Raw genomic sequence first — 16144 nt, 5'->3', positions numbered from 1 at the left:
ACGAGTATTCAATAAACATCAACTAAATTGAAAGCTACGGAAGCAGGTGATTCTTATGAATTGTTGGAAATCGATTTATCTACATCGCGAATTCGGTACACATCGATTAACGATTTTCTCGATGCTGTTAACCTTATTATACTTTATTGCGTTTTATCTTGTGTTCAGTATGTTATACCCGACAACAAAACATGCGATCGTACCAATTTTACCGTTTCTCGGTTCCTTAGCTGTCCTTTTCCCTATTCATAAGCTAATACACTGGCTTCCTTTAACAATAGCCGGATTAAAAGCAACAATGAAATTAGAAAAAGGATTTGTGATCGTACCGATGATGCGCTGTGAAACGTGCAGCCCAATTTCACGTAACCTCTTTTTAATTGCGGCACTTGCACCTGCGGTTTCGATTACGACCGCAGCTATAATTGCGTCAGTTTATATGCCAGCTTATGTATCGTTCTTCTCGATCCTAGCGGCTATAAATCTTGGGTTTAGCTTTAGTGACTTCCTTTACGCTTCTCAGGTGCTCCGTGCACCGAAGAATGCTTATGTTGAGGATCGAAGTGAAGGTTTCCATATTCTTATTAAACGGGCTTCTTAATAACTAATCTTACACTCTATTAAACAATAGACTTCAGAGAGAAAGAATAAAATATGATGCCCCTAATAGATTAGCTATCCAACAGTAATTGCTCGATTTTGAGCTCATTAACATAGCTAATAGAATAAAAACAGAGCGCTGAAATTCAGCGCTCTGTTCTTTTGGATTGGCCACTAGGTCAGCAGTATTGAATTATTATGAGACTTCCTTCATAATAATATTAGGACAAGGAACTAATTAATAGGATAGTAAGCATCGAAAACAATTTCATCATTAGGAAGATCGAATGATTTAGCCCTTAGTTTCATATCATTCTTCAATTCTAATTCGCTTACAGCCATGTAGATTGTCCCTTCATCAGAATCAATTGTTATTTCAGGCGGCAATGATGCCTGCTTTTTTATAAAAGAAAGAACTTTATCACTTGGGAGTTCAAGCAAACCAATTTGAAAAGATTTTTCTTTTAATAAAAGGTCACCATTTGGCTGTACCTGTGGCTCAAACTTAAGAAAAAAATCAACTTTACGATCAAAAATCGTCACATACCCCTGAAAAGTTGCAAGTTCATCAAGGTTTACATTATAACCGATGTTCTTTTGTTTCTCGCTATACTTTTCAAGTTCTCGATTGATGATCTCGTTCAATTCATCTTTTTTCATCTGGATGGAAAAGGTTGTTTCAAAAGGTTCTTCTGTGTTTTTCTCATTTGAGAGTTTGGCAATTTCACTTTCAGGAAAATAGTATTGATAGAATCCTACTATTCCTGCGAAGATGAGAATGACGGCAGCGGAGAGAATGATAAAGGCCGCCTTCCATCGGTTTTTAAACATTTGAACAGCTCCTTATGGGACGAATATTTTCCATGATACTACGGATCGAAAGATAAGTTAAAGTAAACCGTTATATATTTCTTCGAATTATCGAATTGGACTCTGGGAGGTACTGAAATGACCATGATTGGAATATTCTTCATCCTATTTGCGACTTTCATTCTAGTCACATTTAATTCAATGACAAATGCACTATGCTTGAAGAAAAACATTCCTGAAGAAAAACAGCCTAATGTATTTAGAACCATTAACGTTCTTATTACTATTTTGCTCATTTCTTCATATGTAGAAGTTTTATTCACTTAGAATCTTAGGTAGCCTATTACCTAACGAACGATTGAAAAAGATGAGGCCAAATGCCTCATCTTTTTTTAGTGATTTTAACCCGGTTAGGGAATCACACTGTATTCTCGCTTTTATTATATCAATTTCCCATAAAATTCGCCTGTTTTGTGTAATTTTTCTCATATTTCCAATTGAATTTAACTTCACTTATCTTTCTATGCTATAGTATTAACTGTATCACAATTTTGTTAAATTTAACTAACCCTTTAGGAGTGTATGTTTGATGAAAAAAATGTTCATAATGCTTTCTGCATTGATCGCCCTACTCGCGATATCTGCTTGTAGCAATGACTCTGCGGATAATTCAGAAGCCGTAGTCGAAACAAGTGCTGGAGATGTTACAAAGGAAGAGTTCTATCAAGCGTTAAAAGATCAATCTGGTGAAGCAGTATTAAGTGACCTTGTCCAAACTAAAATTCTTGAAGATAAATATGATGTATCCGATAAAGAAGTCGATGCAGAACTTGATAAAATTAAAGAAAACTTTGAAACCGATGAACAACTTGAACAAGCCCTTCAATCAAATGGTTACAAAGACCTTGAACAATTCAAAGTTGATGTACGTAAGCAGCTATTAGCTCAAAAAGCTGCAACTGAGGGAGTAGAAGTTTCAGATGAGAAGCTAAAAGAATTCTACGATGAAAACAAAAACCTTTTCACTGAACTAGAAGCGAGCCATATTTTAGTTGACGATGAAGACACTGCTAAAGAAGTTCAAAAGAAATTGGAAGATGGCGGCGATTTCGCTGAGCTTGCCAAAGAGTATTCTAAAGATGGATCTGCTGAAAACGGTGGCGATCTTGGCGTCTTCAAAAAAGGCGACATGGTTGCTGAGTTTGAAGAAGCAGCCTTTGCATTGAAAGAAGGCGAAGTAAGTGATATCGTCCAATCACAATTTGGGTATCACATTATTAAGCTAAAGAAGAAAACGGTGATGCCGTTTGAAGATGCTAAAGAACAAGTTGAAGAACAATATATGTTACAAAACGCAAAAGATGTTCCAACTGTAATCGATGAGCTTATTAAAGAGTCTGATATTAAAGTAAAAGACGATCAGTTTGAAGATCTCTTTAAAGTCGAAGAAGCTGCTGACGAACCAGCTGATGACAGTGCTAACACTGAAGAAGAGTCCAAAGAGTCAAATGAATAAATAAAAAAAACGAAAGAGCTAAATTAGCTCTTTCGTTTTTTTTATTTAGTGTTCTGTTATACGCTGTTTCCTCCGCTCCCGCTCTTCTTCCATTCTCTCCACATATACTCGTCCTTCTTCTTCAATATGGATCTGATCGATTTTTTTCTCTTCAGCCGTCAATTGCATCGTTTTATAACCGCTGTAAACAATCCCCGCTAGTACAAAATAGAGCCACCAGGGAAATGAAGAGAATACTCCCGATAACGTTGAAGACACTTCTGTAAGCTGAAATAGACTAAGAATCAATAGAAATCCAAGAAGTATAAGAACACTCTTTCTCACCTAAAGCACTTCCTTTCCTTCTTTCGTACAAGCTCCATTAATTACTACAATTTATGAGCAAAGATCGTGATTTATTCCTCCTAGAAGTATTATGATTGCCCGTACGCTCCCTGTTTACTTCGCATATCAAACATTACATAATAGATAACTCCCGCAATGATCGCAAGGAAACTAATGAGATAGAAAGTCCATTGAAACCCTAGGAGAGCTGTGAGCGGGATGGCAGCTGGTGCAAGAGTTCTTCCAATTGTAAAGCGAAGACTTGCAGCCGCAAAATACTGCCCGCGCATATTTTCCGGTGCCAAGCGTGATACAAAACCCTCTTGAATACCCACAACCATCAGTTCTCCCATCGTAAATACAAGCATCGCAATGGCAAGTAGCCAAACGGACGTTACATGACCAAATAAGATCATGCTGACAGCATAAATCATGCAGGAGAAAATAAAGACGTTACGTTCTTTGAATTTACTCATTTTAGTCGTCATAAACACTGTTAATAGAGCAACTAGTAACCCATTTTCTGAAATAAGCCAACTAAAAATGCGATTTCCGTCTGCAGTAATGACTGTATTAAAGAAGGTTAACACTGGTTGGTCAGGTACTTTTTCACTCAAATAAACGGCAATTAATAAGTCCATCTGCATAAACGTTTGTGCTACTAGTATTCCAGCAAGTATAAATAAAAGAAAGACCTTATCTTTAACAATGATTCGATAATCTTGAAGCTGATCCCAAATAAACCTTGTCCATTTTACAGATGAATCTGAAACGAGACTGTTTTCTCTTTTCTCTGGTGCTGTTTCACGAACGTAGATTGCAATCAATGCCGCGACGGCGAAACTGACGATAGAAGCGATAAGAAGTAAAGGGAATCGATGTTGAAAGAAAAAAAGACCGCCTAATATTGGCCCTACAACAACAGAAATATTTAAAGCTGTATAGAAAACGGCAAAAACCGTATTACGATCTTTTTCCGCCACAACATCTGCCACCATTGCGTGACTAGCTGGCCAATACAATGACCCAAATACCCCAAGAATGGAGAAGCTAATGAACGTTAGCATTGGTGAAACAAGCCATGGAGAGTTTACAAAAGCAAATACGACAAAGGTGAGTCCTTGACCCACTGCAGAGATAAACATCATTTTCTTTCGTCCATACTGATCTGCACAATATCCTCCTACTAAGTTAGCTACAACAGCAACAACCTGTGATAAAACAAGTAAGAGTCCGGCCATTCCTTTGCCAAAGGACTCCGAAAAGTAAATAGCCATAAACGGGAAGAACATCCAAAAAAGAATGTTCATCATCCCTTCACCCAAAAGCCGTATCTTTAAATTCCGATCCCAATCTTTTATTCTCATGTACTTCCTCCACTATGCATGTATCCTAAGGCTAAGTTAGTAAATTGAATGGATACTTGGCTTTTTTATACGCTTACAATTAACGTAACATGACCATAAAAAAAGAGAAACGGCTCATAGAGCACATTTCTCTTGGATTTGCCTGTTTTATTTTTTCGAGCTATCAATAGTACTCATTTTAGGCTTGTAGAATGAACGATTATCAAGTGCAAACACTCGATCAGTAAATTCGCCAGGTTCTACTTTATCAAGAGCTCTATCGAGCATATTCATTTTCGCATCAATGTTATCAATCATATGCAGCATTTCTGCTTCACGAATCATAGGAGGTTTAGGACTCCCCCAATCCGCTTTTCCATGATGACTTAAGATAAGATGTTGAAGAAGCATCACTTCTTCACCGTCAATTTCTAATTCTTTTGCAGCCTGCCCGATTTCATTAACCATGATAGAAATATGGCCAAGTAATTTCCCTTCGTTCGTATAGCTTGCTGCAATGGATCCGGATAGTTCGACTACTTTTCCAAGATCATGGAGGATTATCCCACCATATAGCAGATCCGTATCTAGAGAAGGATAAAGATTCGCTAACGACTTGGCAATATCAAGCATCGAAACAACATGATAGGATAAGCCTGACACAAATTCATGGTGATTTTTCGTTGCTGCAGGAAAAGTCAGAAAGTCATTTTGGTGTTTTTTCACAAGGTGACGTGTAATCCGTTGTATGTTTGGATTACGCATTTCAAATACATATTGCGTCACTTTCTCCATGATTTCGTTCATCTCAAGAGGTGCCGTTTCAACGAAATCACCCACCTTGACTTGATCCATGTCTGTTGCGAGACGTATCGCTTTAATTCTAAGCTGATTGCGTCCACGGTAGCTTGTCACGTCTCCTTTTACCTTGATGATCTGCTGAGCATCAAAGCTTTCTTCATCGTCTGGAGAAGCATCCCAGAGCTTTGCTTCAATATCTCCAGATTTATCTTGAAGAATTAAAGTAAGGAAAGGTTTTCCGTTACTTGCTACACCTTTTACTGATGATTTAATTAATAAGTAGTGATCAACTTGATCTCCTACGCGATAATGTCCGATTCCTTTGAATTCCTTCATCTTTCCACCTCCGGGGCAAAATGTATTTACCTAGTATAGCATAGCCCTAATACATCATTAGGACCTTTCGCTTCGTTTTTTTGGCAATATAATTGAGAAAACAACACCATGGTCCAAGTTCGCCACTTCAGCTTTACCTGAGTGACGTTCAGCAATTTTCTTTACAATAGCTAGACCAATCCCAAATTGACCTTTATCCCCTTTTTGGAAAGGTTCAAACAACTGCTCTTTTTCTACCTTTTGAAACGAAATTTCTTCTCCATCATTAAACACTTCTAGTATGATGGTTTCATCCCTCTGGATTGCATTTAAGTGAATTTCGCTTTTCGCATACCGCAATGCATTTTGAACAAGATTGTCCATAGCAGTTAACATCTGTTCGTGAACAGCCATCAACTCAACATTTTCACCAGATATTGTAAACGTCACATCTTCACGCTGGTACATGAATCGTTCACGAATCTCTTCAGCAAGAACCCCAAATCGAAATGGTTCCCAGTTTCCCTCAGGTTCATCAATGGAATCTAGTTTAATATAAGTAAGCATCCCTTTTACCCTTTGATCCATCCGATCAGACTCATTTAGGATAATTGTCATTGTATTATCAAGAGAATCTGGCATTACGCCATCTTTAATGGATTGGGCATAACTTTTAATGATCATAATTGGTGTTTTCAATTCATGAGAGGCATGCTGTATAAACGTTTTCTGAGCCTTATCATACCTCATTAAGTTCTGTCTCATTGATTCAAATTGATTGGAAAGCTTCTGGAACTCTTCATCACCTTCCCACTTGAAAGGTTCTTTCCAATTGCGGTTAGCAATTTGATCGAAGCGTTCTCCGAGAACGGTTAGTGGTCTCCGTAAATACCTTGCAATCCACGCTGCAGGCAAAAGACTAAGCAATAATGCAAAAAGCAAAATAATGATAAGTCTAAACCAGAGGCGATCAATCATTTGATTACGATACGTGTCCCACATATAAGAGATAAAGTACGCTTCTTGTCCGTTAACATCTACTTTAGATATCACATAAAACAAGGATGCCTGATTATTATACGTTAACTCATAGCGCCCCTTCTCTTCTTTCTGATCAAGTGCGTTTTTACGCATTTCGATAATTACTTCATCAGGTATGGGGTCTCCCTGCAATGGTCCACTATAAAGTCTTGTAATCAACGTATGGCCAACCGAACGCTCCGCGTCTCTTCGTTCAATAAAATCTTGATCCGTTTGAGGAGGAAGTGGCCCGTCTTGATCCGGAAACGTATATCGCTGCTGCTCACTTTCAATAATCTGATATGTCTCTTCAGTTAGCGTGCCTTTAATGGAGAGAGGGTAGATCACCGCAATCACTACCCCAACAAGCAGAACAAGAATCATAAATGAGAGCCAGATTCGTTTCGTTAAATTTAAGCGAATCATGTAATCAACCGATAACCAAGGCCGTATGACGTTTCAAGGTTCATGCGTGGCATTTTCTTTCTTACTCGTCTAATCACATCGTCAACAGCACGATCTGATCCCACATAATCATCCCCCCATACCTGAACGAGAATTTGTTCACGGGATAAGGTTTGATTCACATGCTCGACTAGGAAAAGAATTAAATCCATTTCCTTCGTCGTTAATTCAACTGGCTCTCCTCGATCAAGTACTTTTCTCGATACCGGATCTATTTCATACTCCACAATCTCAAACCTTTTCTGGGAAGATTGTTGGTACACTCTCTTTAATAATTTTTTGGCGCGAATAATAAGTTCTCTCGGCATAAATGGTTTAGCAATATAGTCATCGCTTCCTAATTCCAATCCTACAATACGATCTAGATCCTCATCTCTCGCAGAAATGAAAATAACCGGTACGTCGTCTTCAGCTTTTATTTTCTTTAATAACTCATACCCATCTATCCCAGGTAGCATGATATCTAGAATCCACAGGTGGCAAGATTCGTGAATACTCTCAAGTGCTTCCTCACCACTCATAAACGCTTTAACTTGAAACCCTTCTTTTTCCATATACGTTTTTAAGATTTGCACTAGATTTTCTTCATCTTCAACTAAATGTATTTTATAAACTTCTTCCATAAGATCACCTCATTAGATTGTCCCTTTTTTTGTGGAAGCTGGCGACGGATCAAGTATGTGAATCCTGTCATCTATCCCAACTGTTGTAGCTGTATGACACGTTAATAAAATAACCTGATTGTCTTTTGAAAATCTTTTAATAAATGCTTTCGCAACATCAGTTCTTTTTTCATCAAAGTTCACAAAGATGTCATCGAGAAAAATAGGCATCTGAACTGTCGAAATAGACGCAAGCGAAAGTCTTATACAAAGGTATAACTGCTCTGCCGTGCCTCTACTTAACTCAGACGGCTTATATGCTCGGCCGTCCACGGTCAGCACTCGAAATTTATTACCTTCTACAGGAGGATAAATAGCTGTATACCGCCCTTCTGTGATTATGTTGAAATAGCTCTCTGCTTTCTTTATGACCGCGGGGAGACGTTCTTCCTGATACCTCGCCTTCGCCCTCGTTAGAAAATCAGATGCTACCTTCAGTACAGACCATTTCCACGCAAGAGAATTAATCTCATCTTCCTTCTGCTGACGCTGTAAGAGAAGTTCTTCGTAAGTTCCATCTTCTGTTAAGAGACGAATTTGTTCGTTTTCACTTGCAATCTGTTGATAAAGACCTTGCTGCTTTTTCATAATAGAAGTCTCTTCGTGCTCCAGCTGTTCACGATGATAATCGATTTCTTCCACCGTAGTATGCTCCACGAACGATTCATCACTTAATTGGGAAGTAATCATTGCGAGCTGTCGTTTAAGCTCTTGTGCTTCTTTATGAGCCTTTCCCTTCACACGAAACGCTTCCTCATTATCTTCACCTGCTAAGCGCATCAGCTTGTTCATTTCATCATTACAGCTTTGCCACTTTTCGGTTCCCCCACCAAGCTGCTCTTCAAGTTCTTGAAGCTTGTTTGTTGCGAGGTCTATGTCTCTCATTAATTCTCTTTGTTCCTCTGCCTTCTGCAGCAATAGCTGTATCGCTTTATCAGGCTCCTGGTAGGAAACATTTGCACGCTCGCATAGTTTCTTTATTCTATCTTCAACTACCGTTAAACTGTAGTCAAGATCTTCTATTTGCTGCTGCTTTTGATTTCGTTCCGTCTGAACCTTCTTAATTGACCCAATCCTATCAAAAGCATCAAGCAATGAATCGGTAGGAATGTACTCAGGAAAAGCATGAATCGTTCTCCACTCTTTCAACTTATCATCAAGTTGATACCTTTCTGCTTCCCACAAGTCTACTTTTTCAGCTGCTTTCAAATAGGTTCGATTAAGGCGATCGACCTGGTCTTTTATTGACTCAGCTTGTCTCCTCAACTCTCTATCGCGAATAAGCACCTCATCTTCACTCTTCGTCTCAGTACTTTTAGAGGTCATTCTCATTAAAATGGCACCACCTACCACTATAGCCGCGGCTACAAAACCAAGCAGCCAACTTTCATAAATGCCAAGAATAATAAAGACTAATAACGCGACAGCTATCATCCCAAACGACCACTTCTGATTAGTAGAAGACGATTGTTCTTTTTCTAACCCTTCCCGATCTTTCGGTGAAAGAAGGCGTGTTTTCAGACGATCATACTCATTCTCCTCTTTCTCCAGTTCATCTCGTGCAGAAAGAAAAGCTTCCTGAATATACTGGTATTTCTGATCAGAAAGCTGATAGGACGCCACCAATTGTTTGAGACTCTCACGTCCAGTAAAGGTCGGATGGATGGACTTAAGAGCTTCTTCAGTCTGACCAAATTCCATTAGCTCTGATTCTAAAGTTGTATTAAGTGAGCGTATCTCACTCTGCAGTCTTCTTCTTTCTTCTGCTCTCCCACGATAAAGAATCATTTCTTCATTCCAATAAGATACCTCTTGTAAAAACGCATTCGAATCAGGAAGCAACTGAGCGTGATGAATATCATTTTCTAGTCGTTCTTTTCGTTTCTTTAACCCTTCTAATTCCCCAGAAAGAAGAACAGCTTGTTCTTTCCATTTATCCATTCTTATAAGTCCTTCTTCAGGAAAAGGATGAAACTCAGGAAGATTCTCGATCTCTTCTTCAAGTCTTTTTTTCTCATTCAATAAAGGAATGATGTGCTTCTCACGCTCAAGCTTTCGCTGCTCATTTTGGATAAATTGCAACCGCTCAGCATTTTCTTGAACTTTTATTTCTAACTCCTTTGTCTTTTTGATAAGTTCATTGTAGTTCTCATTTTTCTTTTCCCATTCGTTTGTTTTCTTCTTTAAAGACTCGTAGGATTCCACATCTTGATTGAGTTGAGGTTTTCTTCCTCCAGGCTTAAAAATTTCACCCTGCCACTTGTCAAAATTCTTTTCAATTTCAAGTAATGAAGCTCCACCGCTCATTCCTGCTTCATAAAGGACTTGATTCCACGCTTCTTCATCATAATGATGATCATTATTTAAAGTAGTAAGGTTACAAAAGAAAATTTGTCTAAAACTAGCTCGATTCATTCCTTTTAAGAGCTTTTTTAAATCATCACTATTTCCTGAAGTACCATCTCGAAAATAGATATAAAGATTTTCAGAATTCCTATCCCTCGTCCGTTCAATTCTAAATGCTTCACCACTTTCTTCTACAAAGAGACTACCTCCAAAACGCGAGAGATGATTCATTTCATAATAGTTCTCCTGCCTGCTAGGAAAACCGAATAAAACATATTCAATAAAAGAGATAAGTGTAGATTTCCCTGCCTCATTCTCTCCAAAGATAAGCTGAAGTTCAGTTGAAACGTCTTCGATTTCGTAATTCTCAAATTTACCAAACCCGTAAATTGTTAGACCGAGTAACCTCATTAACTCTCACCACCTTTTGACTCAATGAGATATGTAAGTAATAGCTCTTCAGCTTCTTTTATTAATTGTTGCTCGTCTTCAATGGGGTGTAGAGCTTTTCTAGCTCGTCTATGTTCAAATAGCGGAGCTAACGCTTCTTTCATTTGGGAATGCTCGTACTGATCAGAGGTAAATAAAATATCCTGTAAAAATCCATTCTGCTGTTTTAAATTCTCGCGATCCCAGAGTGGCATTGATTTTAGTGTGAATTTATATGGCCAAACAAATCCTTCGTCTTCCATTTCTCTATTAAGTTGTAGCGTCTGCAATATATCTTCTAAATGATCCCCATGTATTAACTCTGAATGTATCGGACTATTGCCAACTAATTCAAGATTAATGAAATGTCCTCCAGTAGAGAAAATTTCCTGGTTCAAAATTTCTTCACAGTTATTTAAAAGATCTTGGATCGTATCACACTGTCCAATATCAATAATAGACTTGTGCCAGGTTACATCAGCGGTATGATGAAAAACAAGCGATGGCTCAGAATCGCTTAACTTTACAACATAACACCCTTTTTCACCACGTTCTTTCGAGTGTGCTCCTTGTATATTACCGGGATAAACAATAAAGGGCTCTTCTGATAGTATTGCTCTCTGATGAATATGCCCAAGAGCCCAGTAATCAAATTTCTTATTCATTAGTTCAGTTATTGTGAATGGAGCATAGGAAGAATGTTCTGTTTGTCCTTCTAAATTCCCATGAAGCATTCCGATCTGGAAACTCTCTTCATCTACCCTTTCATATGCACTTACCATTTTCTCATTCACATGACGCGTGGGATAGCTAAAGCCATGAATATATGCGATTGGTGTCTGATCTCTGTTATACGAAACCGATTCTACTTCCGCTCCAAAAAAATAACTTGTATCTGGCCACGTTAAATCAACCCATTCTCCATCTAGCGCATCGTGATTTCCATGAGAAAGATAGCTATAAATGCCTGCCTCATCCAATCTTTTCAATTGTTGTAATAAAATCATCTGTGCTTTCAAGCTACGATAGCTACTATCAAATAAATCTCCTGCAAACAGCACAAAATCTACCCGTTGATTAATAGCAATATCAACGATTGTTCGTAATGAACGATAGGCACTTTCTCGAACAAACTCATGGATGGATTTAGGTAACTGATTTGTACCGGAAAATGGTCTGTCTAAATGAAGATCCGCGCAGTGCAGAAAGGTTACTTCTTTCATCACTCATCTCCCTTTCTAATGCTCTCTATCTCTCATTTTACCATAATCAAACGAGCGCACGTTCGCACGATTCCGCTTTTTCTCATACAATGATTTTATACTCATCATGCGACAAGAAAAAAAAAGAAAAGTCCCGGGAACTAAAGTTCCGGAACTTTCTAGATTGTTAGTTGAAAGCTATTACTCACGTCGTGATAACTTTAACGCTTTGCCTATATCTTTTAAAGAAGATGATTTCCCATACATGAGAACACCACCTCTGTAAACTTTCGCCCCGATGATTGCAAAAAACACAATCGATCCAATTAGGAGTGCAAGACTAATGGCTACTTCCCAGAATGGAATGGAGAGCATACCTACCCGTAAGAACATCACTACTGGTGTAAAGAAGGGAATGAAGGACGAAATGGTGACAAATGTAGAAGACGGCGTACTTAGTCCAAACATCGCAATAAAGAAAGCGATGATAATGAGAAACTGGACTGGCATAATCATTTGCTGAACTTCTTCTGCTCTACTAACGAGTGAGCCTACCATTGCAAGAATCGTCGCATACAGTAAATAGCCAAGAATAAAGAATACGATCGCATAAATGATGAGTGAAGCTGAAAGGTTACTAAAATTAAGAAAGGATAGGAAACCTGCTTCTGCGAGCTCATCTTCCTGCATTTGCATAAAGAGGTACCCACTTGCAATAATGATCGCATATTGTGTTAAACCGAGTAAGGCAATTCCAAGTATTTTCCCAAACATTTGCTTGACTGGCGAAACGCTTGAAATTAAGATTTCCATTACTCTCGATGATTTCTCTGTCGCCACTTCCACAGCAACCATATTTCCATAGAAAATCACTGAAAAATAGATGACGAATAGAAGTACATAAACGAACACTCTTGCTTGATTTAATTCATCTTCTGTCTTTGCTCCTTTTTCGAGTGCAACTTTTTGAAACTGGACAGGTTGGTCGATTTCACTAAGCTGCTCCTGAGTAACCCCTGCTTTCTCAGCAGCAATTGTACTCTTCAATTGCTGAAGTGCTGATTCAAGAACTTGTGGAGTGACTTGTTCTGCTACTGTCTCCGCTTTATAAAGGGCCGTCGGTTCGGAATTTTCGTTTTCTTTAAGAATCAAATAGCTATCGAGATCACCCTCTTCAATAGCCTGTTCGGCTTTTTCTTCAGAGCCATCGAATTTTTCTAATACAATATCAGATTCCATCATCTTCATTTGGTTTTCAAGTTGTGTATAATACGAAGCTGTATCGATGACTCCCACTCGATCCGCTTCACTCGAATCGAAATTATCTATAATGGTCGAAAGATTTGTAATGAGAAAGATCATAAGTAGCGTAATAACCGTTGTAATAATAAATGCCTTGGACTTCAGTCGATTTAAATATGTTTGGGAGAGGACAATAAGAAATTTATTCATATGCCGCACCCACTTTCTCAATAAAGATATCGTTTAATGACGGCTCCTCTAGTTCAAACTTTCTAACAAACCCTTTGTTCATCAACTCGTGTAAAACCTTCTGAGAAACTTGCTCATTTGCTATTTGAACAGTGCTATGATTCATTCCTTGCTTTATGTGATGAACCCCTTCAATATTTTCTAGAAATGTTAGATCAAAATCAACGTCAATGATAATGTTTTTCTTACCATAAGAACGCTTGATTTCTTTTAAGTTCCCAGAAACAACTGCTTTTCCTTTATGTAGTATACAAAGATGCTCACAAAGTTCTTCCACATGCTCCATTCGGTGACTAGAAAACAAGATCGTTGTTCCTGCATTCTTTAAATCAAGAACAGCTTCTTTCAACACTTCCACATTTACTGGATCCAGCCCGCTAAATGGCTCATCAAGAATGAGAAGCTCTGGCTTATGAATAACTGCTGCAATAAATTGTATTTTTTGCTGATTTCCTTTTGATAATTCTTCTACCTTTTTATCAAGATATTCTGGCACATTGAAACGATCAAGCCATATAACAATTTCTTTCTCAATATCAGCTTTCTTCATCCCACGTAACTTGCCAAGATAAATTAATTGATCTTTCACTTTCATCTTTGGATAAAGACCGCGTTCTTCAGGTAAATAGCCAATTAAATGGCTTGAATCATAAGATATTTCTTCTTTCTTCCAGCTAATCGTTCCATTTGTTTGATCAATGAGGCGTAATAGCATTCGAAATGTTGTTGTCTTACCCGCTCCATTACCTCCAAGTAACCCAAAAATCTCATTCTCAGGAATTGATAAATTAAGTCCTTCTACTGCTGTAAAAGGTCCGAATCTTTTTGATACATTCTGAAATTCGAGCATAGCTTCCCCCTTTATATTGACATTCATTACATGAAAAATAGCTTCCCAACTAGTATAACGTTTCGTTTTCTCAAAAGATTCGTTTTTTCCAAAAATAAGTGACAAGAAATTATTACATCGGTAAACTAAAAGGAGGAGGCGATAATATGGAAAAGTACATTATCACGGCATTCGAAAAAAGCGGAGAGACTGTTCTAGATGAAAGCTTTGATGCACAGGATGACAAAGAAGCAAAAAAAGTTGGCGAAGAACTCTTAAAGCAAAAAGGTTTTGAAAACCATACGGCACGAGTTGTATCCTCTGCTGGTAAATTAATCGTATTAAAAAGATAGCGCTATCATATTTTGATTTTCTGATGATTAGCTGATCGAATTGAAACTTTGGAAGTACTTCACCTAAGAATAGAACATTAAAAAGAACCGCCCGTCCGTAAAGGACGAGCGGTTTTCTTCTGTTATTTTAAGTTAATCCAAACGCTCTTCACTTCTGTGTAATTATTTAGTGCATAGGAGCCCATTTCTCTTCCCATACCAGATTGCTTATAGCCACCAAATGGAGAAGCCGCATCAAATGCATTATAGCAATTCACCCAAACAGTACCAGCTTTAATTTTGTTTGCAACATAGTGTGCGGACTTGAGGTTCTCTGTCCATAGTCCAGCCGCTAGTCCATAATTCGAAGCATTCGCTCGCTCGATTACTTCATCAAGGTCTTCAAACGGCATTGCGGCTACTACTGGTCCAAAGATTTCCTCTTTTGCAATGGTCATTTTATCATCCACATCAGAGAAAATCGTAGGTTGGACATAATATCCCTTATCGTAAGGAACCTGTCCTCCAGTAAGTAACTCAGCACCTTCATCCTGCCCTTTTGAAATATAGCTCATTACGCGTTCATGCTGCTCAGCGGATACGAGTGGTCCCATTTGCGTTTCAGGATCCAATCCTGCTCCCTGCTTGATCTTTTGACTATGACTCACTAAATCAGCCATCACATTATCATAGGCTTTCTTTTGTACGAATAGTCTTGATCCAGCACAGCAAACCTGTCCTTGATTAAACATAATACCGCTTAACGCGCCTGGTATCGCTTTTGTCATATCAGCATCTGGTAAAATAATATTTGGTGATTTACCTCCCAGCTCAAGCGTCACTCGCTTCAAATCATTCGAAGCCTGGTTCATAATATACTTACCTACATCAGTTGATCCTGTAAATGCAATTTTATCTACATTTGGATGCTTAACTAGTGCATCACCTGCTGTTTCACCGTACCCTGGTACGACGTTCACAACGCCTTCAGGGAATCCAGCTTCCTCCATCAGCTGCGCTAGATATAGAGCTGAAAGTGGTGTTTGCTCCGCAGGTTTAAGAACAACGGTACACCCCGTCGCTAAAGCTGCTCCAAGCTTCCATGCCGCCATAAGTAGAGGGAAATTCCATGGAATGATTTGTCCAACAACCCCTAAGGCCTCATGACGTGTGTAATTAAAATATGGTCCATTAACGGGAATGGTTTGTCCCATAATTTTTGTTGACCAGCCAGCGTAGTATCTAAAGTGCTCAATCGCTAGTGGTACATCGGCATTCTGCGTTTCACGAATCGGCTTACCGTTATCAAGCGTATCAAGCATGGCAAGTTCTTCTTTATTTTCTTCCATTAAATCAGCAAGCTTATAAATTAATCGGCTTCTAGCTGACGCAGACATGCGCGACCACGGACCACTGTCGAAAGCTTTACGAGCTGCCATAACGGCTTCATCAATATCTTCTTTCACGGCTTCACTAACTGTTGCAAGCACTTCACCAGTTGAGGGGTTTAGGGTATCAAATGTTCTTCCTGATAACGAATCCTTCCATTGACCATTAATATAAAGTTTTTTCGTTCCTTTCAGAAATTCAGTCACCTTTGGATTCAAGTCGAGTAATTTTTGCATACTATCCCTCCAGAATTCAAAATTATCAAAC

At 38.5% G+C, this 16144-nt stretch carries 15 protein-coding genes; 4 read left to right on the top strand and 11 right to left on the bottom strand.

Features of this window, described 5'->3' with window-relative positions:
* The first annotated feature begins 55 nt into the window (after positions 1 to 55).
* A complete protein-coding gene (locus tag AC0VYV_RS03080; protein ID WP_475366514.1) occupies positions 56 to 601 on the top strand; it encodes a DUF3267 domain-containing protein in 546 nt (181 codons plus the stop codon).
* A gap of 233 nt (positions 602 to 834) precedes the next feature.
* Here AC0VYV_RS03080 and AC0VYV_RS03075 read toward each other — a convergent pair whose 3' ends face one another.
* The gene (locus AC0VYV_RS03075; RefSeq protein WP_475374431.1) at positions 835 to 1431 is read right to left on the bottom strand and encodes a YpmS family protein; all 597 of its coding nucleotides are present in this window, start codon (positions 1429 to 1431) and stop codon (positions 835 to 837) included.
* 123 nt (positions 1432 to 1554) lie between these two features.
* Here AC0VYV_RS03075 and AC0VYV_RS03070 point away from each other — a divergent pair, with 123 nt between their 5' ends.
* Positions 1555 to 1737: a hypothetical protein gene (locus tag AC0VYV_RS03070; protein ID WP_194220063.1), complete on the top strand. Its 183-nt coding sequence runs from the start codon at positions 1555 to 1557 to the stop codon at positions 1735 to 1737.
* A gap of 262 nt (positions 1738 to 1999) precedes the next feature.
* The gene (locus AC0VYV_RS03065) at positions 2000 to 2926 is read left to right on the top strand and encodes a peptidylprolyl isomerase (RefSeq protein ID WP_475373279.1); all 927 of its coding nucleotides are present in this window, start codon (positions 2000 to 2002) and stop codon (positions 2924 to 2926) included.
* Positions 2927 to 2971: 45 nt separating this feature from the next.
* Here AC0VYV_RS03065 and AC0VYV_RS03060 read toward each other — a convergent pair whose 3' ends face one another.
* The 9 genes from AC0VYV_RS03060 to AC0VYV_RS03020 all read right to left on the bottom strand — a co-directional run bounded on the left by AC0VYV_RS03060 (position 2972) and on the right by AC0VYV_RS03020 (position 14177).
* The gene (locus tag AC0VYV_RS03060) at positions 2972 to 3250 is read right to left on the bottom strand and encodes a sporulation YhaL family protein (protein WP_283153030.1); all 279 of its coding nucleotides are present in this window, start codon (positions 3248 to 3250) and stop codon (positions 2972 to 2974) included.
* A gap of 89 nt (positions 3251 to 3339) precedes the next feature.
* Positions 3340 to 4617, bottom strand: coding sequence for an MDR family MFS transporter (locus AC0VYV_RS03055; protein ID WP_475374430.1), 1278 nt, complete (start codon positions 4615 to 4617; stop codon positions 3340 to 3342).
* A 147-nt stretch (positions 4618 to 4764) separates the two neighbouring features.
* Positions 4765 to 5733, bottom strand: coding sequence for a 3'-5' exoribonuclease YhaM (gene yhaM / locus AC0VYV_RS03050; RefSeq protein WP_430243198.1), 969 nt, complete (start codon positions 5731 to 5733; stop codon positions 4765 to 4767).
* 57 nt (positions 5734 to 5790) lie between these two features.
* Entirely contained in the window at positions 5791 to 7158 is a 1368-nt protein-coding gene (locus AC0VYV_RS03045) for a sensor histidine kinase (protein ID WP_194220011.1), read from the bottom strand.
* A complete protein-coding gene (locus AC0VYV_RS03040) occupies positions 7155 to 7820 on the bottom strand; it encodes a response regulator transcription factor (protein ID WP_430243196.1) in 666 nt (221 codons plus the stop codon). Before AC0VYV_RS03040 ends, AC0VYV_RS03045 begins: the two co-directional genes overlap by 4 nt.
* A 12-nt stretch (positions 7821 to 7832) precedes the next feature.
* The gene (locus AC0VYV_RS03035; protein WP_475374429.1) at positions 7833 to 10616 is read right to left on the bottom strand and encodes an ATP-binding protein; all 2784 of its coding nucleotides are present in this window, start codon (positions 10614 to 10616) and stop codon (positions 7833 to 7835) included.
* Entirely contained in the window at positions 10616 to 11857 is a 1242-nt protein-coding gene (locus tag AC0VYV_RS03030; RefSeq protein ID WP_475373277.1) for a metallophosphoesterase family protein, read from the bottom strand. The genes AC0VYV_RS03035 and AC0VYV_RS03030 overlap by 1 nt, the downstream gene beginning before the upstream one ends.
* Positions 11858 to 12037: 180 nt before the next feature.
* Complete coding sequence (locus AC0VYV_RS03025) at positions 12038 to 13288, bottom strand: ABC transporter permease (protein ID WP_475366509.1); 1251 nt, start codon at positions 13286 to 13288, stop codon at positions 12038 to 12040.
* Positions 13281 to 14177, bottom strand: coding sequence for an ABC transporter ATP-binding protein (locus AC0VYV_RS03020; protein WP_475373275.1), 897 nt, complete (start codon positions 14175 to 14177; stop codon positions 13281 to 13283). The genes AC0VYV_RS03025 and AC0VYV_RS03020 overlap by 8 nt, the downstream gene beginning before the upstream one ends.
* Positions 14178 to 14323: 146 nt before the next feature.
* Here AC0VYV_RS03020 and AC0VYV_RS03015 point away from each other — a divergent pair, with 146 nt between their 5' ends.
* On the top strand, positions 14324 to 14509 hold the full coding sequence (locus AC0VYV_RS03015) for a YhzD family protein (protein WP_194220017.1): 186 nt from the start codon (positions 14324 to 14326) through the stop codon (positions 14507 to 14509).
* Between the two features lie 122 nt (positions 14510 to 14631).
* Here AC0VYV_RS03015 and AC0VYV_RS03010 read toward each other — a convergent pair whose 3' ends face one another.
* The gene (locus tag AC0VYV_RS03010; RefSeq protein ID WP_194220018.1) at positions 14632 to 16113 is read right to left on the bottom strand and encodes an aldehyde dehydrogenase family protein; all 1482 of its coding nucleotides are present in this window, start codon (positions 16111 to 16113) and stop codon (positions 14632 to 14634) included.
* Between the last annotated feature and the right edge of the window lie 31 nt (positions 16114 to 16144).

Source organism: Anaerobacillus sp. QJM3NY_17 (genome assembly GCF_056173665.1).
Note: the sequence above shows the minus strand (reverse complement) of the source record. Positions and strands in the feature narration are given on the sequence as shown.

Coding starts and splice junctions, on each gene's coding strand:
- yhaM (WP_430243198.1), bottom strand. CDS start 5,733: ATGAAGGAATTCAAAGGAATCGGACATTATCGCGTAGGAGATCAAGTT.
- AC0VYV_RS03075 (WP_475374431.1), bottom strand. CDS start 1,431: ATGTTTAAAAACCGATGGAAGGCGGCCTTTATCATTCTCTCCGCTGCC.
- AC0VYV_RS03070 (WP_194220063.1), top strand. CDS start 1,555: ATGATTGGAATATTCTTCATCCTATTTGCGACTTTCATTCTAGTCACA.
- AC0VYV_RS03045 (WP_194220011.1), bottom strand. CDS start 7,158: ATGATTCGCTTAAATTTAACGAAACGAATCTGGCTCTCATTTATGATT.
- AC0VYV_RS03065 (WP_475373279.1), top strand. CDS start 2,000: ATGAAAAAAATGTTCATAATGCTTTCTGCATTGATCGCCCTACTCGCG.
- AC0VYV_RS03025 (WP_475366509.1), bottom strand. CDS start 13,288: ATGAATAAATTTCTTATTGTCCTCTCCCAAACATATTTAAATCGACTG.
- AC0VYV_RS03020 (WP_475373275.1), bottom strand. CDS start 14,177: ATGCTCGAATTTCAGAATGTATCAAAAAGATTCGGACCTTTTACAGCA.
- AC0VYV_RS03015 (WP_194220017.1), top strand. CDS start 14,324: ATGGAAAAGTACATTATCACGGCATTCGAAAAAAGCGGAGAGACTGTT.
- AC0VYV_RS03080 (WP_475366514.1), top strand. CDS start 56: ATGAATTGTTGGAAATCGATTTATCTACATCGCGAATTCGGTACACAT.
- AC0VYV_RS03010 (WP_194220018.1), bottom strand. CDS start 16,113: ATGCAAAAATTACTCGACTTGAATCCAAAGGTGACTGAATTTCTGAAA.
- AC0VYV_RS03040 (WP_430243196.1), bottom strand. CDS start 7,820: ATGGAAGAAGTTTATAAAATACATTTAGTTGAAGATGAAGAAAATCTA.
- AC0VYV_RS03055 (WP_475374430.1), bottom strand. CDS start 4,617: ATGAGAATAAAAGATTGGGATCGGAATTTAAAGATACGGCTTTTGGGT.
- AC0VYV_RS03035 (WP_475374429.1), bottom strand. CDS start 10,616: ATGAGGTTACTCGGTCTAACAATTTACGGGTTTGGTAAATTTGAGAAT.
- AC0VYV_RS03030 (WP_475373277.1), bottom strand. CDS start 11,857: ATGAAAGAAGTAACCTTTCTGCACTGCGCGGATCTTCATTTAGACAGA.